We start from the raw sequence: 25,317 nt of genomic DNA on the forward strand, positions 1-25,317 counted from the left end.
ACTTGCCGAGGAAATGACCATGACGCGATCCCAGCTCGACAATGCCAACCGCCGCTCATTGCGCCTTTCGGGCACGGCGGCGCTGCTCGCCGGCGCGTTGACTGTCGTCTCCCTGCCCGCGCAGGCCGCCAGTGACGGTGATCTCACCCGGCCCCAGGTGTCGGCCTGCTCGACACGCTACGCCCCGGTACACGCCCCGGGCATGAACATCCCGGCCAATGCGGATCCCAAGGCCTGGGTCAAGAGCGGGCTCGATGCCGAGCGACGCTGGGGCGAACAGAACCTGCAGGTGCTGAGCAACGAGGAGAGCGGACTCGACGCGCCCGCCCTGCGTGTCAGCTACCCGCAAGGCAGCTCGTCGCCCAGCGATGCCGCAGAGGGCGGCGCCGGTTTCGTGATGCCGGTGCCGGCGCTGCGTCAGGCCGATCGCGCCTGCCTGCGTTACCAGGTGCGTTTCCAGCCCGGTTTCGACTTCGTCAAGGGTGGCAAGTTGCCCGGCCTCTACGGCGGCGACGGCCCCACCGGCGGCGACGAGGTCACCGGCAAGAACGGCTTCTCGATGCGTTTCATGTGGCGCAAGCAGGGTCAGGGCGAGCTCTACGAGTACGTCGCCAATAAAGACGCCGACTACGGCGAATCGGTCGGCCGTGGCCGATGGCGCTTCACCCCGGGACAGTGGGTCAGCGTGGAGCAGGAGATCGTGCTCAACGATCCCGACCGCGACAACGGCATTGCGCGTGTCTGGATCGACGGCCAGCCGATTCTCGAGCAGCAGGGCATCGTCTATCGCACCACTGAAGACGTGCATATCGACGGCCTGATGTTCTCGACCTTCTTTGGCGGTCACGGCAGCGACTGGCGCACGCCGCGTCACCAGGTCGTCGATTTCGCCGACTTCACCCTGATGGCCCCCAGGGCGTGATCCATCCTTTCGACAGGGAGTCGATTTTCATGAAACGGACGTCACTCGCAGGCCGTGTGGGCCTGCGTCTCACTCTCACGATGCTATTGGGCGTAACCGCCTTGGGGCTGACGCTTTCGGCCCAGGCTATGAGCTACGAACAGCGCCAGAAGCTGGATCTGTCGGAATATACGGTCACCGATCCCGATGCCTCCTATTTCGACGTCAAGGCACGCATGGCCTTGCTGCAGCAGACGGACAACGATCTGCTGCAGTACAACAGTGATCAGCTCGAGCCCGGTCCCAGCTGTCAACAGGAGCTGTCCAAGCCGGCGCTGGACAGTGTCATCCGGATTCCCGGCTACTATCCGCAGCCCCAGGCCTGGAAGCTGGCTTCCGAGCCACTGTTCGATTTCGAGGACACCGTCTCCAATCTGGCTGGCGCCTACGTCGCCTCCGGGGATGACTACTACGCCGATTGCCTGGTGCGGTTTCTCGACAAATGGGCGACTCAAGACGCCTTGAGCCAGTTCTATTACGACCGTCTCGAACCCCAGGGCTGGTACTCGACCGAGTCGATGATGTTTGCCGCCGCCATGGCCTACTCCATCGTGCGTCCGGTCGTGGCGGACAAGCGTCCCGAGGCGATCGAACGCATCAATCACTGGCTCAACACGCTGGCCCACCAGCACTCGTCCATTCGCGGCGGAGACCCGAGCTGCTGCAACAACCACTTCTACCGTCGAGCGCTCTACGCCAGCATGATCGGCGTACTGACGGACGACGACGAGCTTTTCCAGTTCGGCGTCAGCGCCGTCTACTCGGCGCTCAGCGACATGACCCCGCGCGGGGCCTTGCCCCACGAAATGGCTCGTGGACGACGCGCCAGCCACTACCAGAACTATGCCCTGCTGTATCTCGTCAACATCATGCAGGTGGCCTATCGCCAAGGCTACGACCTGTTCGACTTCGAGTACGACGGCCATACCGTCGACGATGCGGTCCAGTTTGCGCTGGACACCTTCGACGACCCGGCAGCGCTGGGTGACCTGGCGACCCACTCCCAGTACTACGGCTTTCTGGACGACGAGCAGTACCTGGCCTGGATGGAGGTCTATCTCCAGCACCGAGAGGATCCGAGAATCTCCCACTACGTCAGCCAGAAGCGGCCCATCGACAACCGCAGCGCCGGGGGCTACGTCACCCTCTACTTCATGGATCCGAAAGCCCAGCCTCGCGCGCTGCCGGAACCCGAAGAGCAGCAACTCGCCACGTTCGAACCCGATACCTGATTTCGCGCCCGATACCTGATTTCGCCCCGAGGCTCGAGTTCGAGCCCTGCCACGGCCTCGGGATCCGACGATTCACTGTTCAGGACCGTTCCAGGGACGGAACGGCTCCGACCCAAAGGAGACTCGCATGACGATATCCACTCGCACTGACCTGCTGCCCCTGTCACGCCGGCCTGCCAGCCGATTCATACCGGGCCTGGCTTCGGCCCTGGTTTCGGCCATCATGCTGACCGCCTGCGCCGGCCAGGGTACCCAGGACATGCAAACCGTCGCCGCCCAGGATCGGGCGCTGTTTGCCCATCGCTACGTCGAGTCGATGCCTTCGACCGACTGGAACCGCATGGAATACATCCGCAATCTGCAGGCCGAGGGCCAGAGCCTGAAAGCCATCGAACTGCTCAAGCCCATGGCACGGACGCACCCCGAAGCCCTTTACGAGCTGGCGCGAATCTACGATGACGGCGCCGGCGTCCCCCGCGATCCCGAACTGGCCGTTCACTACTATCGCCAGGCCGTTCCCTATGAATTCAGCGGGCTCGACAACGCCTCGCTGAAACTGGGACGACTCTATCTCGCCGGGGACGGCGTCAAGCGGGACCCCGCCCTGGCCTGGAATCTGTTCCAGCAGGCCATCGACCACGACGGCAACCCCAGCGCTCGCATCGAGGTCGCCGAGATGCAGCTGGCAGGCGAAGGCGTGCCGCGTGATGTCGATGCCGCCCGCGAACAGCTGGAAAAGGCAGCGGCCCAGAACGAGCCGCGCGCCCTCGAGAAACTGGCCGAAAACTATGCCACCGGCGGTGCTTTCGGCAACGACCCGAGCCGGGCACGGGCCTATGCCGAGCGTTATGCGCAGGCAATGACCTCGCGCGCCGAGAGCGGCGATGTCGATGCCATGCTCGCGCTGTCGCGACTCTACGCCGAAGATGGCCTGCTGCCCCAACCCGAGCGTCAGCAGCAGTGGTTGAACCGGGCAGCCGAAAGCGGCGACCCGCAAGCGCTGGCCGCCGCCGGCCATCTGCTGCTCGACCGGCAGGATCCCTCCGAAGGCCTGAACATGCTCGAACGCGCAGCGCAAACCGGCAACGTGGATGCCGCCTACTGGCTGGGTCAGGCTTATCTGGGCGAAGGCCAGGTCGAAGCCGATCCGGCGCTCGCCGAAAAGTGGCTGACCAAAGCCTCGGAGCAGGGCCAGCTCGACGCCACGCGCAGCCTGGGGCAAGCCCATTTCGATGGCGTGGTGTTATCCGAAGATCCCCAGCGAGGCATTCAACTGCTGGAGCAAGCCGCACAGCACAACGATGCCTACGCCCTCGCCCTGCTGGGCAACATCTATCTCGATAGCGACAAGGTCCAGGCACAGCCGCAGCGTGGCGTCGAATATCTCAAGCGCGCCAATCGGCTCGGCCACCCTTACGCCACCGCTCGCCTGGGCGAGGCTTATCTCGAGGGAGAAGGCATGCCCGCCGATCCGGTTCAGGGCGTTGCGTTGCTCACGGATGCGGCCAACCAGAAACAGAGCGGCGCCGCGCGTACTCTGGGTATCGCCTATATGGATGGCACCGGCCTGCAGCGCGATCCGGCCAAGGCGCAACGGTGGCTGAGCCTGGCCGTCGAACAGGATCCCGCCGACACCACGTCGAAGACACGGCTCGGCCAGGGTTACCTGGAGGGCAAGCTTCCCGGCGCAAGCCACCAGGGCGTGAAACTGCTCGAAGAAGCCGCTGACCAAGGTGACGCCTACGCCATGGTGGTGCTCGGTCGCGCCTATCGCGAGGGGGTCGGTGTATCGCCGAACCTGAACCGCTCGGAACTGTGGCTCCAGCGGGCTGAGCGTGCGGGCCACCCATCGGCACGACAGGCGCTGGCTCGTACCTACCGCGCCAGCGGCGAGCAAGGCAACATCGACGACCTGATCCGCGCTGCCAATATGGGCGAAGTGCCGGCCATGGCGGATCTGGGCCGGGCCTATCTGCGCGGCCAGGGCGTCAGCGCCAGTTACGCCAGCGCACGCAAATGGCTGTCGAAAGCCGCCGATGCGGGTCACCCCGGCGCGACGGCCTCGCTCGGTCAGATGTATGCCGAAGGATTGGGTGTCGGCGTCAACAAGAGACGCGCCGCAGGCTATTTCGAACGAGCGATCGCCGCCGGCCATGTCGGAGCCCAGGCCGATCTCGGTCAAATGCTGCTGACCGGCGACGGCATCCCCGCCGACCCGCAACGCGGCGTCAGATTGCTGACCCGCGCGGCCAACGCCGGGCATGGTTCCGCGGGCGTAACGCTCGGCGAAGCCTATCTCAACGGCACCGGCGTCGCCGCTGACCCGGAGCGTGGCGTACGCTATCTCTCCCAGGCAGCGGAACGCGGTGACGACAACGCCCAGCGCGTACTGGGGCTGGCCTACCTCGAAGGCAACGGCGTCGACGCGGACGCCGACGAAGCCGTGAGCTGGCTTTCCCGTTCGGCGAGCAATGGCAATGCCTCCGCGCAAGCGGCGCTGGGCTCGGCCTATCTCGAAGGCCAGGGTGGCGTCACCCAGGACATCGACAAGGGCAAGCAGTTGCTGACCGCCGCCGCCGAGACTGGCCATGCCGGCGCCGAGGCCGCACTCGGACGCGCCTATCTCAGCGGAGAAGTTCTGCCGCGGGACCCCCACAAGGGCGCGGAACTGCTGGTCGATGCCGCACGTCAGGGGCACCGCTCCGCTCGCATCTCGCTGGCTCAGGCCTTTCTGCAAACGCGTGGCGTCGAGTTCGTCAATCAGCAACAGGCGATGATCTGGCTCGACGGTGTCATGGAAGGCGACAGCGAAACCGCGATCGATACCCTCCAGGATCTGCTGGAGAATCCCGAGGCGGCTACCGCTGCCGGGGATGCATCCTCCACATGATTCGATATCGCCAAAGACAAGCGCTGGCACTGGTACTCGCCGCGCTGGCGCTCCCGACCCTGGCGCCGGTGGCAACAGCCGGAACCACGATCCCCGAGGCCGCGACGGACATCGCGGCTTCGGCCGTGATCGACCGGGCCGAGAGCGAACGCCGGAAACCGCTCTACAGCGTGGTGAACAAAACCCGGCTCCCGGCCAGCGAAGACGCCCACGACTACTTCAGCTTTGCACCCTACTGGTGGCCGGACCCGGACAGTGACGATGGCCTGCCCTACGTGCGGCGTGATGGTGAATACAATGAAGCGACGCTCGGCGATGCAACCGACAAGCAGCGCCTGATCGATTTCATCGACACCGTCAACGTGCTCTCCTGGAGTTACCGCCTCACCGGTGACGAGCGCCATGCCCAACGCGCCGTCGCGCAACTGCGCCACTGGTTCGTCACGCCCGAGACGCGGATGGCCCCCAACCTGCGCTACGCCCAGGCCATACCGGGACGGGTCGAAGGGCGCGGCATCGGCATCATCGAAAGTCGGCTGCTGATCGGCCTATCCGAATCGATCCGGCAACTGGCGCCCTCCCCCGCGCTGACCGACGAAACGCTCGGCCCGCTGAAGCAGTGGTACGGCGACTATCTGGACTGGATGCTGACGAGCGAGAACGGCCGGAAGGAGCATTCCAAGCGCAACAATCACGGCACCTGGTATGACGCGCAGGTCGTGGCCTTTGCCCGCTTCGTCGGTCGCCCGGCCCTGGCCAAGCGCCAGTTGCATGAAGCGCTTGACCGATTGGAAGCGCAGTTCGAGCCCGACGGGCGTCAACCGCTGGAACTGAAACGAACCCGGCCATGGCACTATGCCAATTTCAATCTGGCAGCCTGGTCGGTGATGCTCCGCGAAGCTTCGGCGCTGGGGCTGACCTGGCCGGAAGAGGAAGCGGATCGGACGCGTCTGGCGGCCGCCTATCGCTGGGTCGCCGATCATGCGGCCAACCCCGATGACTGGTCGTATCAGGAACTTCACGGTTTCGACCCCGCCATTGCGCTCCCCAATCTGGTGACAGCGGCGCGTCATCGTCTGCTGCGAGACGACAGCCTGCTGCAAGACAGTGGCCGTATCGGACCGCTCTTCCAGCGCTGGGTACAGGACCCTGATCGTGACTCGGCCATGGCGGCAACGGCGTTGCTATCCTTGGCGAAGGCGCCCACTGCCCTCCCTTGAACGAAGATGGCCCGCTGCCAGGGCAGCGGGCCATCTTCTGTCATCTATCGACTTCTCTATCGATAGACTGCTTTATCGATCGATTGCTTCACCGTCCGATTGCTTCGCCGAGTGACTCGGCGCGAGCGATCAATCAAACGGATTGCGCAGCACGATCGTCTCGTTACGGTCGGGGCCGGTAGAGATGATATCGATCGGCGTACCGACTTCTTCTTCCAGGAAGGCGATATACGCGCGCGCGTTCGCCGGCAGATCCTCGACGCTACGCACCCCGATGGTGGATTCGTTCCAGCCCGGCAGATCGTGATAGAGCGGCTCGATCACTTCGTACCCTTCGGAATCGACCGGATTGTCGATGGTTTCGCCATCCTTGCTGCGATAGCCGACGCAGACGCGGATGTTCTCGAGCCCGTCGAGCACATCAAGCTTGGTCAGGCAGATGCCGGAGACCGAGTTGATCTGCACCGCGTGACGCAGCGCCACGGCGTCGAACCAGCCACAGCGGCGCGCACGACCGGTGGTTGCCCCGAACTCGTGCCCTTTCTCGGCCAGGTGCCGGCCGAATTCGTCGAACAGCTCGGTGGGAAACGGGCCGGAGCCGACACGCGTGGTGTAGGCCTTGGTGATGCCCAGCACGTAGTCGAGATAAAGCGGGCCGACCCCGGAGCCGGTCGCCGTGCCGCCAGCGGTCGTGTTGGAGCTGGTGACGTAGGGATAGGTGCCGTGGTCGATATCCAGCAACGAGCCCTGAGCGCCCTCGAACAGGATGTTTTCGCCGGACTTGCGGATATCGTGGACCAGGGAGACCGTGTCGCAGACCATGGGGCGCAGTTCTTCGGCAAAGCCCATCGCCTGATCCAGCACTTCCTGGAAATCGACGGCCGGTTCACCGTGATAACGGGTCAACACGAAGTTGTGGTAATCGAGCACCTCGCCCAGCTTGGAGGCGAAACGCTCGCGATGCAGGATGTCACCCAGGCGCAGGCCGCGACGTGCGACCTTGTCTTCGTAGGCCGGTCCGATACCGCGTCCGGTCGTACCGATCTTGGCAATGCCGCGAGCCTTTTCACGCGCCTGGTCGAGGCGCACATGGTAAGGCAGGATCAGCGGACAGGCCGGCGACAGACGCAGGCGCTCGCGCACCGGCACGCCCTTGGCCTCCAGCTCCTTGATCTCCTCCATCAACGCTTCCGGCGACAGCACGACACCATTGCCGATCACGCAGATCTTGTCGTCGCGCAACACGCCGGAAGGAATCAGATGCAGAACCGTCTTCTGGCCGTCGATCACCAGCGTATGGCCGGCATTGTGCCCGCCCTGGAATCGCACCACGGCACTGGCGGACTCGGTCAACAGGTCGACGACCTTGCCCTTGCCCTCATCGCCCCACTGAGTACCCAATACGACTACGTTCTTGCCCATTGCTCTCGTCTCTTGATCAACCCGTCGCGATCCGGTCGTTCGTCGCGATCCATTTGCTGTATCCACGCTGGCGTCTGTGAACAGGTTCTGACAGCGTTGGCTCAATTCAGCGGCTCGATACGCCACTCGCCATCCTGAAGCACCAGATGACGATTGCAGCGGTGTGACTCGGGACCGGTCCGCTGGTCGGGCAGCGCCTGGATCACGCGCTCCCCCTGCGCCCGTAGCCGATTGATGGTCTCATTGAGCGCGGCGTCCGTCTGGTTCGGTGCCCAGATGCCATTGGTTGGCGGCTCTCGTTCGGCCAAGGTCGCCAGCTGCTTGAGATCCATGGAAAATCCGGTGGCCGGGCGGGCACGGCCAAAGGCCTGGCCGGTATCGTCGTAGCGTCCGCCCTTGCTCAGGGCCTGGCCGTATCCCGGCACGTAGGCGGCGAATACCATTCCGGTGTGGTACTGGTAGCCGCGCAGCTCGGCCAGGTCGAAGTAGAACGACACCTCGGGATGCTCGGCGACGACGCCGCGATGCAGCCGCATCAACTGATCGAGCGCGTCCAGAACGGCGCTCGGGGCCTCGGCCAATACCTGCTGGGCATGCTCCAGAATCTCCGCCCCGCCATGCAGCCGCGGAAGTTCGCTGAGCATCCGCGCGAGCCCGGAATCCCGAACATTGGCGGCCACCAGTTCGTCGATGACGATATAAGCCTTGCGTTCGATGGCATCGAACAGCGCCCGTTCGACGTCGTCGCTCCAGTCGACGGCACGCACCAATTCGCGGTAGATCGCGGTGTGGCTCAGTGCCAGGTGAATCTCCTTGGCGCCGGCCGCCTCGAGGCTGGACAGCGCCAGCCTCAATACTTCGATATCGGCATCCAGCCCGGCGTGACCGAAGAGCTCGACGCCAACCTGCATGGGGCTGCGGCCGCCCTGATGCTTGTCGGCCTTGGCCCGCAGTACCGTCGTGCAATAGCACAGGCGCACGGGACCCTGACGCTTCAGCGAATGGGCGTCCATGCGCGCGACCTGAGGCGTCACGTCGGCACTGGCACCCATCATCCTGCCGGTCAACTGATCGGTCAGCTTGAACGTCTGCAGATCCAGATCGGTGCCGGTGCCGGTCAGCAGCGAGTCGAGAAATTCGACCGGCGGCGGCATGACCAGGTCGTAGCCCCAGCGGTCGTACAGGTCGAGCAGCGTCCGACGCAACTCCTCCATCCGGGTTGCCTGCGGCGGCAATACTTCATCCATGCCGTCGGGTAGCAACCAGCGGTCAGCGATCGTCATGAGCTTTTCCTGCCCAGCGGTAAGTCGGTAAAGATCGGAGGCAAAGGCCAGCTTCGCCATCCCGTGACAGTTGCAGCCGGAGCGCTGCGAGGCGGGTGCATTGCGCAAAGACTTGATCGTATGAAGACGTGATTGCGCAAAAACAGGCCGCACAAAAAAGCCGGGCTAAACCCGGCTAGGCAATAGTACCACGAAACGCCCGCGGGGAAATCCCGCGGGCGTTCGTTTTCCTAGATGAGGCCGTTCGTCCGCCCGCCCCTCATGGCGCCGAAGCCTCGGCAGGCGTCGGGTCTTTGAGATAGCGGAAGAAGTCGCTGTCGTCCGGACTCAATACCAGCAGATCCTTGCCCTTGCCGTTGAAGCTGTCGCGATAGGCTTGCAGCGAACGATAGAACGAGAAGAAATCCGGTGCCTGCTGATAGGCGCTGGCATAGATCTGCGCCGCCTGGGCATCACCCTCGCCACGTGTGGTCTCCGCTTCCTGGCGACCGTTGGCGAGAATTTCCTGACGCTGACGATCGGCGTCGGCACGAATCGCCTCGGCCTGCTGGGAACCTTCCGCGCGATAGGTTCTCGCCGCCTGCTCCCGCTCCGAATTCATGCGTTCGTAAACCGCCTGAGTCACCTCGGGTGGCAGCTCGATTCGCTTGACGCGAATATCGAGGATATGGACACCCAGCTCGTCGCGCATCGCCTGGTCGAGCTGCTGTACCGGCTCGACCATCAGCTCTTCCCGCGCCCCTTCGACGGTGTCGGCGCCCTTGTCTTCACCCACCAGTTCCTGATTGTCGCTCTCTGCTGCGATTCTCTCCTGGATGATCGAGGACATCTCGGTCTGGCCGAACTTGTTGCGCAATGCTTCGTCGGTCCGTGGCGCGATCAGGTTCTCGGCGACCTGGATGTTGCCACGCGTAGCCTCGTAGAACTGCTGTGGGTCGGCAATCTTCCACTTCACGAAGGAGTCGACGATCACCGCCTTGGAGTCCGCCGTCAGGTACCGCGTCGCGCTGGAGTCGACCGTCTGCACGCGTACGTCGAAGATTCGCACGGTGTTGAATATCGGCAGCTTGAAGTGCAGACCGGGGCCAATGTTGTTTTCGATCACCTCGCCGAAACGCAGCTTGATGGCCCGTTCTGTCTCGTTGACGACGTAGAAACTGGCACTGGCAAACCAGGCCAGCAACGCCAGGATGATGACGCCAAACAGGGCGCGATTATTAAACATTAGCGACCCTCCCGCAGGCTGGAACTACGTGTCGGCTGCTGCGAGCCACTGTTCATCTGATCGATCACCTGCCGTGAAATCTGTTCGAGCTGTTGCATGCTCATCGGCGACGAGTCGCTCTGGCTGCTGTTACCGCCAGCCTGCATCTGATTGAGCGGCAGCACGGTCATGGCATTGCCGTCACCCAGATCGACGAGCGCCTTGGGCGTCTTGCTCAGCACATCGCTCATGGTCTCGAGATAGAGACGCTGACGCGTCACGTCCGGCGCCTGCCGATATTCGCTCAGCAGCGAATTGAAGCGGTTGGTCTGACCGATGGCATCGGATACCGAAGCAGCCTTGTAGCCATTGGCTTCCTCGATGAGACGCTGCTTCTGACCCTTGGCCTCGAGAACGACGGCCTGGCTATAGGCATTGGCCTGGTTGATCGAGCGCTGACGCTCCTCCCGGGCACGGATGACGTCGTCGAAGGCGTCCTGGACCTGATCCGGCGGCGCGGTCGATTCGACGTTGACCGTCTGCAGACGCAGACCGGTACCGTAAGCTTCCATATAGGCCGTCAACCGCTCGAAAACCCGCTGCCCCAGCCGATCACGACCGGTGGTCAGGATTTCCTGCAGGTGCATGTTGCCCACTTCCTGGCGCAAGGCCGAGTCCATGGCGTTCTGCAGCGTCATCTCAGGCTCGTTGACGTTGACCAGAAACGCATGCGAATCGCTCACCACATACTGCGCCGAGACGCTGACGCGAACGATGTTCTCGTCGCTGGTCAGCATCGAATCCGTCTGCGTCGCAGAGCGGATGCTGGTCACGTTGACGCTGTCCACGCGATCGATGATCGGCGGATTCCAGTGCAGACCGGGATTCAAGGTTTCGGTGTACTTGCCGAGTCGGAACACCACGCCGCGCTCGGACTGATCGATCAGATGGAAACCGGATCCGGCCCAGATCACGGCCGCCACGATCAGCACCAGGATCGGCAGCAAAAACGGGTTGCGCTTGCCACCGCCACCATTGCTGCCGCCGGAACCATCGCCGCCAGGACCGGAACGCTTGCCGCGGCCGCCCAGCAGACGGTTGATCTTGTCTTGAAACTTTTTCAGCGCTTCATCGAGATCCGGTGGCCCCTGATTGCCACCGCCGTTGTTGCCACCATTACCACTCGGGCGTCGGCCCCCTCCGCCGCCCCAAGGGTCCTGCTGGTTGTTGCCACCACCAGGCTCATTCCAAGCCATACCTAGTCTCCAATGATGCAGTCAAAGCGTTGCGTCAGGCCAAAGCATTACGCATGGCATCGGGAGCATGAGCCGCCGTGGCGTTGCACTGACGTGCAAAGGGCTGGTTCGGACGGATGCCGAATCCCCTGTCACCCTGCATCGCTCGGATCTGCTCGCCAGACCACGAAGCTCCCTGCGTAGTTTTCCTCACCTCAAACCCGTTCCCAATCGGCAACCGGCGTTTTTTCCGAGGTGGGCAAGTAATCGTCGGCGCGTTCGCCCAAGCGAGCCATCATCTGCATAAACTCTCGCCGGGGCAAGCGAATCTCCAGATTCGAGCGACCGTGCTCGTCGAACGTTTCGTTTTGCACGGCCTGCAACTCGTGCAGCGCCGCTCGTAGTCGACCCTGCTCGGGCGTCAGCGTCAAGCGGATATCGAGGATATCCTCGGCCAGCCATTCCCCGAGCGCTTCGCGCAGCAGTTCCAGGCCTTCGCCGTCACGCGCCGACAGCCACACGACCTGCGGGAAGCCCTGTTCGTCACGTTCGATCCGCGGCGATGTTCCCAGCAGGTCGATCTTGTTCATCACCAACAGCCGTGGCACGTCGTCAGCATCGATCTCGGCCAGCACGCTATCGACCTGAGCCACGTTGAGTTCGCGGTCCGGGTCGGCAGCGTCGATCACATGGACGATCAAGCTGGCCTCGGTCGCTTCCTGCAGCGTGGCCCGGAAGGCCTCGACCAGCTTGTGCGGCAGATGCCGGATGAAGCCGACCGTATCCGCCAGCACGACCTCGCCGACATCCGGCACGTCGAGGCGACGCAGTGTCGGATCGAGCGTGGCGAAGAGCTGATCGGCGGCGTACACCTCGGACGAGGTGATCGCATTGAACAGCGTCGATTTGCCGGCGTTGGTGTAACCCACCAGCGAAACGCTGGGGATTTCCGCCCGCGCTCTGGCGCGCCGATTCTGGTCGCGCTGCTTGCGGACCTTCTCGAGACGCTTGTGAATCGACTTGATGCGCTCACGCAGCAGGCGTCGGTCGGTCTCGAGCTGGGTCTCCCCCGGGCCACGCAGACCGATACCGCCTTTCTGGCGCTCGAGGTGGGTCCAGCCCCGCACCAGCCGGGTGGACATGTACTCGAGCTGAGCCAGTTCGACCTGGAGCTTGCCTTCGTGAGTCCGCGCGCGTTGCGCGAAGATATCGAGAATCAGCCCCGTCCGATCGAGCACACGACACTTGAGCGCACGCTCGAGGTTGCGTTCCTGGGACGGAGACAGGGCATGGTTGAAAATGACGAGTTCGGCACCGTGGGTCTCGAGTGCGGCCTTGACCTCCTCGAGCTTGCCACTGCCGATGAAAGAACGAGGGTCGGGGCGGCGCCGACTACCCTGAATCAGGGTAGCCGACTCCGCCCCGGCAGAGCGCACCAGCTCCAGGAGTTCACCCGGATCTTCGCGTTCCTGCTCGTCCTGAAAGTCCACATGGACCAGAATCGCCGTTTCGCCGGCGTCGGGACGTTCGAAAAACAATCACTACCTCTCGATTAGCTATCGAGTCCGGGTGCAGCGGTAGGATCCTGCGGCGGCAACCGGACGTTACGGGACGGCACGACCGTCGAAATGGCATGCTTGTAGACCATCTGACTGACGGTGTTGCGCAACAGGATGACGAACTGATCGAACGACTCGATCTGTCCCTGCAACTTGATGCCGTTGACCAGAAAAATGGAAACCGGGATGCGCTCCTTGCGCAGAATGTTCAGGTACGGATCCTGAAGGGACTGTCCTTTGGACATGTTGCTCTCCCTAATACTGTTATGAGTAGTGCTGTTTTAGTTGGGCGGCGATTCGTTCTGACTCGGCATCACACCGGCGGCATCGCAACGCCGCGAGTATAGGTCTGGACGAAGCCCGCCATTTTACGCTAACTGCCGTGGTCACGCACGATTTTCGCAATCCGCTCGCCCACATCCGGCGCGCAGCTATCCACCCAATGAAGATCGGGCCAGCGCCGCAACCAGGTCAACTGCCGCTTGGCCAACTGGCGCGTGGCGGCAATGCCTCGTTCACGCAGTTCACCGCGATCATAGGCCCCATTGAGGTACTCCCATGCCTGCCGATAACCGACGCTCTTCATCGACGGCAGATCCGCATGGAGGTCGCCGCGCTGTTTCAATGTAGACACTTCTGACACGAATCCTCCAGCGAGCATGGCATCGAAGCGCCGGGCGATACGCGCATGCAGGACATGACGCTCGGCAGGCGCGAGAGCTATGGACAACAATCGCCACGGAAAGTTTTCACGCTGCTGGTGCTGCCAGTGCTCGGAGAGCGGTACACCGCTCAGCCGATAGACTTCTAGCGCACGGATCAGGCGCTGACGATTGCGCGGATGGATGGCAGCGGCGGCCTGCGGATCGACCTCGGCGAGCTCCGCATGCAGCGCCTCGAAGCCCTCGCGCTCGCCGCGCTGACGGAGCTGTTCGCGCGTGACCGGGTCCGCCCCGGGCATGGTCGCGACGCCTTCGACCAGGCGCTTGGCGTACATCATCGTGCCACCCACCAGCAGCGGCGTTTTGCCGCAGGCCGTGATCGCCTTCATTTCACGCAGCGCATCGAGACGAAAGTCTGCGGCGGTATAGACCTCGGCCGGATCGCGAATGTCGATCAGACGATGCGGCGCCGCTGCCAGTTCTTCCCGGGACGGCTTGGCCGTGCCGATATCCATGCCGCGATAGACCATCGCCGAGTCGACACTGATCAGTTCCGCGTCGAAGCGCCGATGCAGCGCAATCGCGCTGTCGGTCTTGCCGGCGGCCGTCGGTCCGAGCAGCAGGATCGCCAGCGGACGATCATCCCGCCTCGAGCCACCGTGCTCTCTCGGACCAAAAGATTCGTCGTGCATGCGACCATCGTTTTCGTTCACAGACATCCTCGTTCACTGGCCGCGAAGGAACAGCTTGTCGAGCTGCGCCATCGACATTTCGGTCCAGGTGGGGCGCCCGTGATTGCACTGCCCGCTACGCTCGGTACGTTCCATGTCGCGCAGCAGCGCATTCATCTCGGGCAGCGTCAGCAGGCGATTGGCGCGCACGCTGCCGTGGCAGGCCATGGTGCTGAGCAGCTCGTTGATCCGGGTCTCGAGACGGTCCGAACGCCCGAAGCGCTCGAGATCGCCGAGCATGTCCCGTATCAGCGGCTCGATATCCGCATCCGCCAGCAGTGCCGGTACCTGGCGGATCAGCAGCGTCTCGGGGCCGGCGGCGTCGAGCACCACACCCAGCCGGGCGAAGGCCTCCCGCTCCTGATCGGCGATCTCGGCTTCGCCGGCGCTGACCGCCATGGAGACCGGCACCAGCAGCGGCTGCGCATCGAGCGCGCCGGCATGAATTTGCTGCTTCATGCGTTCATAGACGATCCGCTCGTGAGCGGCATGCATGTCGACGATGACCATCCCGCGCTCGGTCTGGGCCAGAATGTAGACGCCGTGCAGCTGCGCCACGGCATAGCCCAACGGTGGCGCCTGGGTATCGTCCTGGGTTTTGATATCAGTGGCCAGCGTCGTCAGCGGCGTCGCCGGACGCTCCCGAAGCGCCACATCGGCCGCCTCGCCCCCCGGAGCATCAGCGCGACCATCACGCGGCGTCAGCAGCGACGACTCGTGTTCCGGATGCAGCGCATGATAGCCCGCCATGAACTCACGAATCCGCTGGGCCGCGGGGCGACTCTGTGCCGACGACTCTCCGCCTGACGCATGCTGCCCGGCCAGCGGCATGCGCTGCTGCTGCCAGCCGGGCGCATCGTAGGCCGTGGAGGGACGAGCCTGCCCTTCGGGCGATTGCCGAGCTGGCGCGCCGGTCTCCTCGTCGGCGGCATCGCCTGCCAGTTCCGCGTTCTTTCCTGCCGTCACTGCCCCGTTGGGTTTCACCGATGCCAGTGCGCGATGCAGGCTCGAGAACAGGAAATCGTGGACCAGGCGGCCGTCGCGAAAGCGCACTTCATGCTTGGTCGGATGCACGTTGACGTCCACCACCCGCGGATCGAGCTCGAGATAGAGCACGAACACCGGATGCCGGCCATGGAACATCACGTCGCGATAGGCCTGGCGAATGGCATGGGCGACCAGTCGGTCCCTGACGATGCGGCCATTGACGAAGAAATACTGCTGATCGGCCTGCGCGCGAGAGTAGTTCGGCTCGCCGACCCAGCCCCACAAGCGGAGCCCCGTGGCCTCCAGGTCGACGTGCAGAGCCTCGTTCAGGAAGCGCTTGCCCAGCATCGCACCGATACGCCGCTCCCGGCCGGCCTGATCCGCAGCCACGCCAGGCAGTTGATGGACAACCTTCTGATTGTGACGCAGCAGCCAGGTGATATCGAAACGGGACAACGCCAGACGCCGAAAGGCCTCCTCGACGTGACCGAATTCGGTCTTTTCGGTTCGCAGGAACTTGCGCCGCGCCGGCGTGTTGAAGAACAGATCATGGACCAGCACCGAAGTGCCACGAGGATGCGGCGCTGGCGTGACCCGCGGCTCCATCTGGCGCCCTTCGGCGACCACTCGCCAGCCGCCGGCGGGATCTTCGTTGGCGTTGGAGATCAGCTCGAGGCGCGATACCGAGCTGATCGACGCCAGTGCCTCGCCGCGGAAGCCCAGGCTGGAGACATCCTCGAGATCGTCGAGCGAGGCGATCTTGCTGGTAGCGTGCCGGGATAGCGCCAACGGCAGGTCGCCTTCGCCGATGCCGACGCCATCGTCACGCACACGGATCAACCGTGAGCCGCCCGCTTCGAGCTCGACCTCGATACGCTGGCTGCCGGCGTCGATGGCGTTTTCGACGATCTCCTTGACCACCGAGGCCGGCCGCTCGACCACCTCCCCCGCGGCGATTTGGTTGGCCAGGCGGGGATCGAGAATGCGAATGCGTGATACCTCGGTCATCGACACTCTCCTGCCGCTATCGTATAGAAAGCCTTGGAGACACTCATGGAATGGTCAACACCTGCCCTACCCGCAAGATGTCACTGTCCAGCCCATTGGCCTGCTTCAGCGCCTTCATGCTGATGTTATGGCTGGCCGCTACCTGGGACAACGAATCGCCTCTCTGGACGCGATACTCGTTGCCGGCGCTGCCGCGTCCCTGATCACGCTGCCAGGCCAGCAGGCTCGAGGGCGGCGGATGCTGGCGGAAATGGGCCACGATGCCGTCGTAGATCGCCTGGGCCAGCTTGGCCTGGTGTGCCGACGACTTTAGCTGCGCCTCTTCGCGCGGGTTGGAGATGAAGCCGGTCTCGACCAGCAGCGACGGGATGTCCGGTGATTTCAGCACCACGAAGCCCGCCTGCTCGACGCTCGACTTGTGCAGCTTGTTGATCCGCCCCAGTCGATCGAGCACCTGCCCGCCAGTCGCCAGCGAATCGTTCATCGTCGCGGTCATCGTCAGATCGAGCAGCACGCCGCGCAGCACTTCATCCTTGTCGTCGAGGCTCAAGTTGCCGTCGACGCCCCCGATCAGGTCGGACTGGTTCTCGCTCGCCGCCAGCCAGCGTGCGGTTTCCGACGTCGCCCCGCCCTGGGATAGCGCGTAGACCGAACTACCATAGGGCTGGCTACTGCGAACCGCATCGGCATGGACCGAGACGAAGAAGTCCGCCTTCTGCTGTCGGGCGATCAGGGTGCGCTGACGCAAGCCGACGTAATAGTCGCCATCGCGGGTCAGGAACGCCTTGAACCCCGGCGTCTGGTCGAAACGCTGCTTCACCTTGCGCGCGATCTGGAGCACGACATCCTTTTCTTGAGTATTGTGAGGACCGGTTGCTCCCGGATCTTCACCACCGTGACCGGCATCGACGGCGATGATGATGTCCCGCTTGGGATGCGGCTGCGCCTCGACGGCGGAAGCCACCGTTTCGGCTTCCTGCGGCTTGCCTTCGGCGACGGCTTCGGTTTGTGCTCGTTGCGCAGCGATCTCCTGATCGCGAATCATTGCCTCGATAGGATCGATGGGATCCTTGACCGCGCTGGCGCCGGGATAGTCGAGATCCACCACCAGACGGTCGCTGTACTGGTCATTGGGCGGCAGCGTGAAGCTCTTGGGCACGACGGAGCGATTGACGTCGAGCACGACGCGCAATCCGCCGCTTTCCCGCACCCCGGTACGCACTTTGGAAATGGCGCTGTCGTCCAGATCGAGCTTGTCGATGTCGAAATCCAGCTCGGTACTGTCGAGGTCGATCACGACGCGATCAGGGCCTTCCAGCGTGAAGATGTTGGCGTTGACCGGCCCCGACATGTCGAACACCAGCCTGACGTGATCCGGTGCCGACCACAGCCGCATGTTGTCCACTTCGACGGCTTGTGCCTGCGCGGCAGCCCCGAGGCAGAAAAGGGAGATCAAACCGGCCAACCAACGATGCCGGGCCCCCTTGCGCTTGGCCGGCCAGGCGCGCACGCCTCTCCCCAACAGCAAGAACGCGGCATGACTCAGGATGACGACGAGATTCCATAACGACTCAAGACCGGATTGGACATCATGACGCGTCTCTTGCACTTCTTTCAGCATTCATCTTCCTTGTGACTCACTGGTTCCTCACCGCTCATCGGATCGCGCAGCCCCGTCGGCAACTTTTCCATGACGGCACGTCCCTGTTCGCTGTGTGCGATGCCCCAGGCGATCCGCCCCGCGGAATGAACCCGAAGATGGATCTCGAGATCGGGCGTGGGTAGCCAGCCGACGCCGCGGCTTGGCCATTCGATCAGGCAGAGCGCGTCGTCGCCAAGCATGTCACGGCCGCCGATGAACTCGAGCTCCTCGGGATCGCCCAGGCGGTAGAGGTCGAAATGAAAAATCCGGGCCGCGGTGGTCTCGTAGGGCTCGACCAGCGTGTAGGTCGGGCTCTTGACGGCGCCAACATGGCCATAGGCGCGCAGGATGCCCCGGGCCAGCGTGGTCTTGCCGGCGCCAAGATCGCCGATCAGGTGGACCTGACCGCGTCCGGCCAGCGCTCGGCCCAGGGATTCGCCAAAGGCCACCTGGGCGGCTTCATCGCTAAGTGTGATCGGCATGACTCGAGACAGGTTGAGGGTTGGCCAAAGTTCGCGCATAGGATGCCAGATCAGTCGCCAGCAAACCACGCTCGCCGGCATCCAGCGCTGCAGCATCCGCTGCCAGGGCGTGGAGCAGCACGCCGATTCTCGCTGCCTCGCCGAGCGACTCGAGCTGTCCGGCGAGCCCCGCGATGATGCCGGTCAACGCATCGCCCATGCCGCCGCTGGCCATGCCCGGATTGCCGAACGGGCAGAGTGTGAGCCGCTCGCCGTCGTAGACCAGCGTGCCCGCCCCCTTGAGCACGATGGTACCGCCCCAGCGCCGATGCAGGGCGATGACGGCGTCGCGTCGGTCCCGCTGGACGTCGGCGGTGGAAATGCCCAGCAGGCGCCCCGCTTCGCCGGGGTGCGGCGTCAGTATCCAGTCGTCCCGACGGCGCGCCCGTTCGTCGCGCGCCAGCAGGTTGAGGCCATCGGCATCGATGATGCAGGGCTTGCCGGCATCGAGCGCGCGCTGCAACGCGGCCTGCCCCCAGGCACCGGTGCCGATCCCCGGCCCCACGGCCACGACATCGGCCGCCTCAACCATCGGCTCGAGATCCGGCGCACCACGCACGCCTCGCGCCATGATCTCGGGAAAACGGGTCAGACTGGCCGAGACATGAGCGGCATCGGTGGCGAGGCTCACCTTGCCGGCGCCAACGCGCGCCACCATCTCGCTGGTCATCAGCGCCGCCCCGCCCATGCCCGGCGCGCCGGCGACCACCAGCACGTGGCCATGGGCACCCTTGTGGCTGTTGGGCGTTCGCGGCGGCAGCGCCATCGCCAGATCCTTGCGCGCCTGGCGCCAGGCCACCGGCACGATATCGCCATGCCGTAACGGATCGACGCCGAGCGAGGCATAGACGATATCCCCCACCACATCGAGCGCCGCTCCGGTATGCAGACCGAACTTGTCGCCGATGAAGGTGACCGTCAGCATGGCCCTGATCGCCTCGGCCTCGACATGGCCGGTATCGACATCGACCCCGGAGGGCACGTCGACGGCCATGACCGGACGACCGCTGGCATTGACCTCGGCGATGGCAGCGGCATAAGGCGCACGAGGCGCGCCCTTGGCGCCGGTACCCAGCATCGCATCGACCATCAGCTCGCCATCCAGGGTCAGCTCGTCGTTCCAATCGACCGGCTCCAGCCCCGCCTCAGCCGCCAGTACCGCCGCTTTCCGCGCATCGCCCTCGAGTTCGGAAATCGGCTTGAGCGCCACCAGATCGACCGCCAGACCATCCGCAGCGGCCAACGCGGCGACGACGTAGCCGTCGCCACCATTGTTGCCGCCACCGCATAGCACGCAGAGACGACGCACCTGTGGCCAGCGGGCACGCAGCGTGTCATAGGCCAACTCGCCGGCACGCCGCATCAATGCGAAGCTGTCGCCCTCGGCCTCGATGGTTCGGCGATCCAGCTCACGCACCTGTTCGGCCAGATAGAGCGGCCGCTGAAAAGAAGAGGCGGTCATCGTGACTCCTGTCATCTTCCGATAGAGGATTTGCCGATGAGTGGCGCCAGATGGCGTCCCATCTACCATTCGACTGACGCTCGGCTCATTAGTGGTGTAGGGTAGCGCACCCGACACTTCTATCTCCGTTGGCTTCTCTGCGGTATGTCACAGCCATCCAGCATCGACTTCGACGAACTCGCCTCGTGCATCAAGCAGTGGGGACGAGAACTCGGCTTCCAGGCGATCGGTATCACGGATACCGATCTGCAGACCCATGAGCGCTATCTGCAGCGCTGGCTGGACGCCGGACATCATGGCGAAATGCACTACATGGCCAAGCATGGGAGCAAACGCACCCGGCCGCAGGAACTCGTCCCCGGAACACTGCGGGTGATCAGCGCGCGCATGGACTACCTGCCGCCCGAGGTCGAGACCACCAGGATACTGGGACAACCGCAGAAGGCGTACGTTTCACGCTACGCGCTGGGCCGCGACTATCACAAACTGTTTCGCAAGCGCCTCGATCAGTTGGCCCGCCGGATCGAGGACGAAGTCGGCCCGATCGGCTATCGCGCCTTCGTCGACTCCGCACCGGTGATGGAGCGCGCCCTGGCCCAGAAAGCCGGACTGGGCTGGTTCGGCAAGAACGCCATGCTGCTCAACCCGCAGGCCGGCTCGCTGTTTTTCCTCGGCGAACTCTATACCGACCTGCCGCTGCCGGTGGACCCGCCCTTCGAGCGCGAGCACTGCGGCTCCTGCTCCAGCTGTCAGACCGCCTGCCCGACGGACGCCATCATCGACGACAAGGTGATCGACGCGCGGCGCTGCATCTCGTACCTGACCATCGAACTCCACGGCAGCATTCCCCTCGAGTTCCGCCGGGCCATGGGCAATCGCGTCTACGGCTGCGACGACTGCCAGCTGTTCTGCCCTTTCACCCGCTTCACTCGCGCCAGTGCAGAGCCGGATTTCGCGCCGCGTCACGATCTCGACCGTGCCGAGCTGATCGACCTGTTCGCCTGGAGCGAGACCGAATTCCTCAAGCGCACCGAAGGCAGTCCGATTCGGCGCATCGGCTACGAGCGCTGGCTGCGCAATCTCGCCGTCGGGCTGGGCAACGCGCCCTGGAGCGAGCGGGTCGAAAGCGCTCTGCGCGCCCGTCTGGCCTACCCTTCAGATCTGGTTCGAGAACATGTGCGCTGGGCGCTGGAAGAACAACGGCGCAAGCGCGAGGCGCGCATCGCCAGCGCCTAAGGTCTGTTGACGTTTCATGCACGGCCGCGCCGGAGCCAGTTTTTGTGCGGGGCAAGGCGTGAGGAGCGTAGTTTGGTCATTCCAAATGAACGACGAATAACGCAGCACCGTGCAAAAACTGGCCCGGCCCTTCGGGTTGCGCGGCAAATGACGCCATGCGGCGTTGCGGGATTGGAAAAGGGAACCACCCTTCTCTGCATCCCGCGCCTGGCCTGGCGCCATTTGGCGCAGCAACGCGGTTCGCGCTGAAACGTCAACAGACCCTAGCCCATGACGAACGGGTCGCGCGCCCGTCACGATCCGCTCTTCAGGAAGACAGCTTCAGGAATGTCTCGCGGTAATGCTTGAGCTCCGCCAGCGATTCACGAATGTCGTCCAGCGCCTGATGCGTGTTGCGCTTGGTGAAGCCGCTCGCCGCCGCCGGATTCCAGCGCTTGGCCAACTCCTTCAGCGTCGAGACATCCAGGTTGCGATAGTGGAAGAAGTTGTTGAGCGCCGGCATCTCGCGCTCCATGAAACGACGATCCTGATGGACGCTGTTGCCGCAGACCGGCGAGGTGCCAGGCGAGACATAAGTGGCGAGAAACGCGAGGGTACGGCGTTCCGCTTCCGCCGTATCGATGGCGCTCTCGCGGACCCGCTGGATCAGCCCGGATTCGCCATGGGTCTTCTGGTTCCACTCGTCCATGCCATCGAGCAGGGCGTCCGGCTGATGCACGGCCAGCACCGGGCCTTCGGCGATCAGGTTCAGCTCGGCATCGGTGATCAGCGTTGCCACCTCGATGATGCGCTCCCGGTCGGGATCGAGACCGGTCATTTCCAGATCGATCCAGACCAGAAGATCGCTACGTGTGCCGGCGGCGGATGGGGCAGAGGCGGATGAGTCAGTGGTGGATGAGTTAGAGGCGGATGGTTCAGACATGAACAACTCCAGAGTCGGTGTCCTCGACCTCGCGGACGCGGGCGGACACGGCAAGTCGGTAAAGGCTACAATGCCCGCCATTCTACCCCCGGGGCACGACGGATGGGCAAACACCAACAGCCAGAACCGAAAACCATGAGTCACCGCAAACCATGAGCCGCCGCAAACTGAGCCGCCAACAGCGCTGGCGCGTCGAGAAGATCCAGGCCGAACGCACCGAAAGAGCGTTGAAAAAGGACGACCGCGATAGCGAACGTCTCGATGCCGGCGAATACGGGGCCGAGCAGCCAGGCCGCGTCGCCGCCCACTTCGGCCGCTCGCTGGAGGTAGAATCCGTCGAGGATGACCAGATCCGGCTGCACCGTTGCCATCTGCGCGCCAATCTCGAAGGGCTGGTGACCGGCGACCAGGTGGTCTGGCGCCAGGCCAACGACGGCAGCGGCGTGGTGGTCGCCCGCGGCGAGCGTCGCAGCGTGCTCGAACGCCCGGATGCCCACGGGCAACTGCGCCCCGTCGCCGCCAATATCGACCAGATCCTGATCGTGGTCGCGGTCGAGCCGGAGCCGCACCCCAACCTGATCGACCGTTACCTGGTCGCCGCGGAACATACCGGGATCCCGCCCGTACTGGTGCTCAACAAGAGTGATCTGCTGCCACCCGAGGGCGGCGCGCTGCGTGAATTGCTGGCGCGCTACGATGGGCTCGGCTATCCGTTGGTCGAAGCGTCCGCGCGTGGAGAGCATGGCCTCGATGCGCTGCAGGCTCGCCTGGCGGCGCGCACCTCCGTCTTCGTCGGCCAGAGCGGAGTCGGCAAATCCTCGTTGATCGACAAACTGCTGCCCGACGAAACCTTGCGAATCGGCGCACTGTCGACGGATACCCGCAAAGGCAAGCACACCACCACCACGGCCCGCCTCTACCCGCTACCACTGAAGGCGGCGGCCGACGGAGCACGACGAGGCGACTTGATCGACTCGCCCGGCATCCGGGAATTCGGCCTCTGGCATCTCGACGAGCGCGAGCTGGCGGAAGGCTTCATCGAGTTTCGCCCGTTTCTCGGCCACTGCCGATTCCGCGACTGCCGCCATCGTCAGGAACCCGGCTGCGCCCTGATCGACGCCGTCGAACGTGGCGACATTCATCCCCAGCGCTTCGCCAGCTTTCAGCGCATCAGAGACGACATCGCCGCGTCCTGAGAGTCACCAAGGTTTATCGAAGCCGCCGCCCCAGGCGCCTTTCAAGACGACGCTGAACGGCGCCCGCTGAGCCGGGTCTTGTGGCATGGATGCCACAAGAGGCGCGCCTGGACAGGGATGTCCTTGTGCGCCGACCCAGGCGCAAGCGGAAAGTCGTTCAGGGTTTCGTCGTCTTGTGGCGCAAAAAGAGGGGGAGCGACGAGGGGGTGAGCGTTAAGCCCCCTCGTCACGGTGAGCCATAGGCTGGATTGGACTCGGCAGTCGTAGTTCCACTGCAATCTCTCGTCATCCATGACGCGAGACCCGGTTCGACGCTCTGCGTTCAGCGCCGTTCCGAAAGGCGTCTCGGGTGCAAGCCTTCGAGAAAGCCAACCTGGCTCAGCAATGCGACACCGCGCCAGAAGATGACAATCAGGGGCCGCTTTTGAACAAAGACTGATCGAGCGCAGGCCGTCTGGTTCAGCCTTCGAACAACATCAAAATGGACAGGAAGAACAGCACCCACATCGCCGGGCGCACTTCCTTCGACTTGCCAACCCCCACCTTGACCGCGACGAAGGTCAGGAAGCCGAACACCACGCCATGGGTGATCGAGTAGGTCAGCGGGATCAGCATCATCGCCACGAAGGCCGGGATCGCGTCGTCGTACTGCTGCCAGTCGATGGTGCGGATCGGCGAGAGCATGAACACGCCCACCATGATCAGCGCCGGCGCGGTGGCAATCGCCGGCACCAGTGCCAGCAGCGGCGACAGGAACAGAAACGGCAGGAACAGCAGCCCCGCGACCACGGCGACCAGTCCGGAACGTCCGCCCTGACTGATGCCGGCCGCGGATTCGACATAGGCGTTGGCCGGGCTGGTGCCCAGCGGCGCGGAAATCAACGCCGAGAACGCGTCCACCATCATCGAACGACGAATGTTGCGCGGCTCGCCATCCTCGTCGAGCAGGTTGCCCGCCTGGCATACGCCGATGAACGTCGACATCGCATCGAAGAACGTCGTGAACAGAATCACGAAGATGAACGGCCAGTAGGCCACCGACAGCGCGCCGACGAAATCGACCTGCCACAGCGCACCGAAATCGGGCCAGGCGAAGATACCCTGGAAGTTGACCAGCGTCGGCGTACCGGTCGGCGACATGGCACTGGCATCGCCCCACAGCCGGCCGATGGGGATGGCGAGTACCGTTGTGATGACGATACCCAGGATCAGCGCGCCCTGAATACGGCGCGCCACCAGCACGGCGGTGATCCCCAGCCCGATCAGGAATGTGACAAGCGTCGGCGTCATCTCGCCCAGGCCCACCACCGTGGCCGGGTTGGAAACCAGCATGCCGGCGTTGACCAGGCCGATCACGGTAATGAACAGGCCGATGCCGCAGGCAATGGCGTGACGCAGCGTTGCCGGGATCGCATCGACCACGTAGCGACGCACGTTGAACAGCGCCAGCAGCCCGAACAGCACGCCGGACCAGAACACGCAGCCCAGCGCGGTCTGCCATTCGATGCCCGCCCCCAGCACCATGGTGTAGGTGAACAGCGCATTGATCCCCATGCCCGGCGCCACCAGGATCGGGTTGCGCGCATAGAGGCCCATCATCACGCTGCCGAAGAAGCTGATCAGCACGGTGGCCGTCAGGGCGCCGGCGAACGGGACACCGGCGCTGGAAAGAATCGAAGGGTTGACCACGATGATGTACATCGCCGCCAGGAAGGTCGCGATGCCCGCCAGCACTTCGGTTTTGACCGTCGTCCCCAGCGAGCGCAGAGAGAACATTTTTTCAAGCACGCAGCAATCTCCTGGCAATCATGATTGTTATTGGTGACGCGAACCGCTCGCGTCCGTGAATTTTGTATACGAGGATGGTCCCCATGAAAAGAGCCGAGAGGTCATCGGGCCGAAAAACCCCGTCCGAATTCGACCTTGCGAACAGGTAGACGCCAC

19 protein-coding genes are annotated in these 25,317 nt (G+C 63.9%); 6 read left to right on the plus strand and 13 right to left on the minus strand.

Translation table 11 applies throughout. The features are described from left to right. Nucleotides 1–19: 19 nt before the first annotated feature. The 4 genes from R5R73_RS13325 to R5R73_RS13340 all read left to right on the plus strand — a co-directional run bounded on the left by R5R73_RS13325 (nt 20) and on the right by R5R73_RS13340 (nt 6,303). Entirely contained in the window at nt 20–922 is a 903-nt protein-coding gene (locus tag R5R73_RS13325; RefSeq protein ID WP_071233272.1) for a polysaccharide lyase, read from the plus strand. A 29-nt stretch (nt 923–951) separates the two neighbouring features. Next, nucleotides 952–2,193: an alginate lyase family protein gene (locus tag R5R73_RS13330; RefSeq protein WP_071233247.1), complete on the plus strand. Its 1,242-nt coding sequence runs from the start codon at nt 952–954 to the stop codon at nt 2,191–2,193. 127 nt (nt 2,194–2,320) lie between these two features. Then, nucleotides 2,321–5,083, plus strand: coding sequence for a tetratricopeptide repeat protein (locus R5R73_RS13335; RefSeq protein WP_322527760.1), 2,763 nt, complete (start codon nt 2,321–2,323; stop codon nt 5,081–5,083). After that, nucleotides 5,080–6,303, plus strand: coding sequence for an alginate lyase family protein (locus tag R5R73_RS13340; protein ID WP_322527761.1), 1,224 nt, complete (start codon nt 5,080–5,082; stop codon nt 6,301–6,303). Before R5R73_RS13335 ends, R5R73_RS13340 begins: the two co-directional genes overlap by 4 nt. 129 nt (nt 6,304–6,432) lie before the next feature. Here the strand turns inward: R5R73_RS13340 and R5R73_RS13345 are convergent, their stop codons facing one another. The 11 genes from R5R73_RS13345 to R5R73_RS13395 form a co-directional block, all read right to left on the minus strand. After that, nucleotides 6,433–7,725 (minus strand): adenylosuccinate synthase, encoded by a 1,293-nt coding sequence (locus R5R73_RS13345; protein WP_071233250.1) that lies wholly within the window; start codon nt 7,723–7,725, stop codon nt 6,433–6,435. Nucleotides 7,726–7,826: 101 nt separating this feature from the next. Further along, complete coding sequence (locus R5R73_RS13350) at nt 7,827–9,008, minus strand: ATP phosphoribosyltransferase regulatory subunit (protein ID WP_071233251.1); 1,182 nt, start codon at nt 9,006–9,008, stop codon at nt 7,827–7,829. A gap of 259 nt (nt 9,009–9,267) precedes the next feature. Next, complete coding sequence (gene hflC / locus R5R73_RS13355) at nt 9,268–10,233, minus strand: protease modulator HflC (RefSeq protein ID WP_071233252.1); 966 nt, start codon at nt 10,231–10,233, stop codon at nt 9,268–9,270. Beyond that, on the minus strand, nt 10,233–11,468 hold the full coding sequence (gene hflK / locus R5R73_RS13360; protein ID WP_322527762.1) for an FtsH protease activity modulator HflK: 1,236 nt from the start codon (nt 11,466–11,468) through the stop codon (nt 10,233–10,235). Before hflK ends, hflC begins: the two co-directional genes overlap by 1 nt. Nucleotides 11,469–11,662: 194 nt before the next feature. Further along, nucleotides 11,663–12,985, minus strand: a complete 1,323-nt coding sequence (gene hflX / locus R5R73_RS13365; RefSeq protein ID WP_303853376.1) for a ribosome rescue GTPase HflX — start codon at nt 12,983–12,985, stop codon at nt 11,663–11,665. A 14-nt stretch (nt 12,986–12,999) separates the two neighbouring features. Continuing rightward, entirely contained in the window at nt 13,000–13,251 is a 252-nt protein-coding gene (gene hfq, locus R5R73_RS13370) for an RNA chaperone Hfq (RefSeq protein WP_303853375.1), read from the minus strand. A 128-nt stretch (nt 13,252–13,379) separates the two neighbouring features. Further along, complete coding sequence (gene miaA, locus R5R73_RS13375) at nt 13,380–14,360, minus strand: tRNA (adenosine(37)-N6)-dimethylallyltransferase MiaA (RefSeq protein WP_322527763.1); 981 nt, start codon at nt 14,358–14,360, stop codon at nt 13,380–13,382. Nucleotides 14,361–14,393: 33 nt separating this feature from the next. Further along, entirely contained in the window at nt 14,394–16,394 is a 2,001-nt protein-coding gene (gene mutL, locus R5R73_RS13380; protein WP_322527764.1) for a DNA mismatch repair endonuclease MutL, read from the minus strand. A gap of 43 nt (nt 16,395–16,437) precedes the next feature. Further along, nucleotides 16,438–18,015 (minus strand): N-acetylmuramoyl-L-alanine amidase, encoded by a 1,578-nt coding sequence (locus R5R73_RS13385; protein ID WP_416221193.1) that lies wholly within the window; start codon nt 18,013–18,015, stop codon nt 16,438–16,440. After that, complete coding sequence (gene tsaE, locus R5R73_RS13390) at nt 18,009–18,518, minus strand: tRNA (adenosine(37)-N6)-threonylcarbamoyltransferase complex ATPase subunit type 1 TsaE (protein WP_322527765.1); 510 nt, start codon at nt 18,516–18,518, stop codon at nt 18,009–18,011. Before tsaE ends, R5R73_RS13385 begins: the two co-directional genes overlap by 7 nt. Continuing rightward, nucleotides 18,502–20,019, minus strand: a complete 1,518-nt coding sequence (locus R5R73_RS13395) for an NAD(P)H-hydrate dehydratase (RefSeq protein ID WP_322527766.1) — start codon at nt 20,017–20,019, stop codon at nt 18,502–18,504. The genes tsaE and R5R73_RS13395 overlap by 17 nt, the downstream gene beginning before the upstream one ends. A gap of 144 nt (nt 20,020–20,163) precedes the next feature. Between R5R73_RS13395 and queG the strand changes: the two genes are divergently transcribed. Continuing rightward, a complete protein-coding gene (gene queG, locus R5R73_RS13400) occupies nt 20,164–21,255 on the plus strand; it encodes a tRNA epoxyqueuosine(34) reductase QueG (RefSeq protein ID WP_322527767.1) in 1,092 nt (363 codons plus the stop codon). A 307-nt stretch (nt 21,256–21,562) separates the two neighbouring features. On the opposite strand, the gene orn is transcribed toward queG, so the two are convergent. Next, nucleotides 21,563–22,177: an oligoribonuclease gene (gene orn, locus R5R73_RS13405; RefSeq protein WP_322527768.1), complete on the minus strand. Its 615-nt coding sequence runs from the start codon at nt 22,175–22,177 to the stop codon at nt 21,563–21,565. Between the two features lie 152 nt (nt 22,178–22,329). Here orn and rsgA point away from each other — a divergent pair, with 152 nt between their 5' ends. After that, a complete protein-coding gene (gene rsgA, locus R5R73_RS13410; protein ID WP_071233260.1) occupies nt 22,330–23,373 on the plus strand; it encodes a small ribosomal subunit biogenesis GTPase RsgA in 1,044 nt (347 codons plus the stop codon). 459 nt (nt 23,374–23,832) lie between these two features. Here rsgA and R5R73_RS13415 read toward each other — a convergent pair whose 3' ends face one another. Further along, complete coding sequence (locus tag R5R73_RS13415; protein WP_322529602.1) at nt 23,833–25,149, minus strand: NCS2 family permease; 1,317 nt, start codon at nt 25,147–25,149, stop codon at nt 23,833–23,835. Between the last annotated feature and the right edge of the window lie 168 nt (nt 25,150–25,317).

Origin of the sequence: Salinicola sp. LHM (assembly GCF_034479735.1) — a bacterium.
Classification (GTDB): domain Bacteria; phylum Pseudomonadota; class Gammaproteobacteria; order Pseudomonadales; family Halomonadaceae; genus Salinicola; species Salinicola salarius.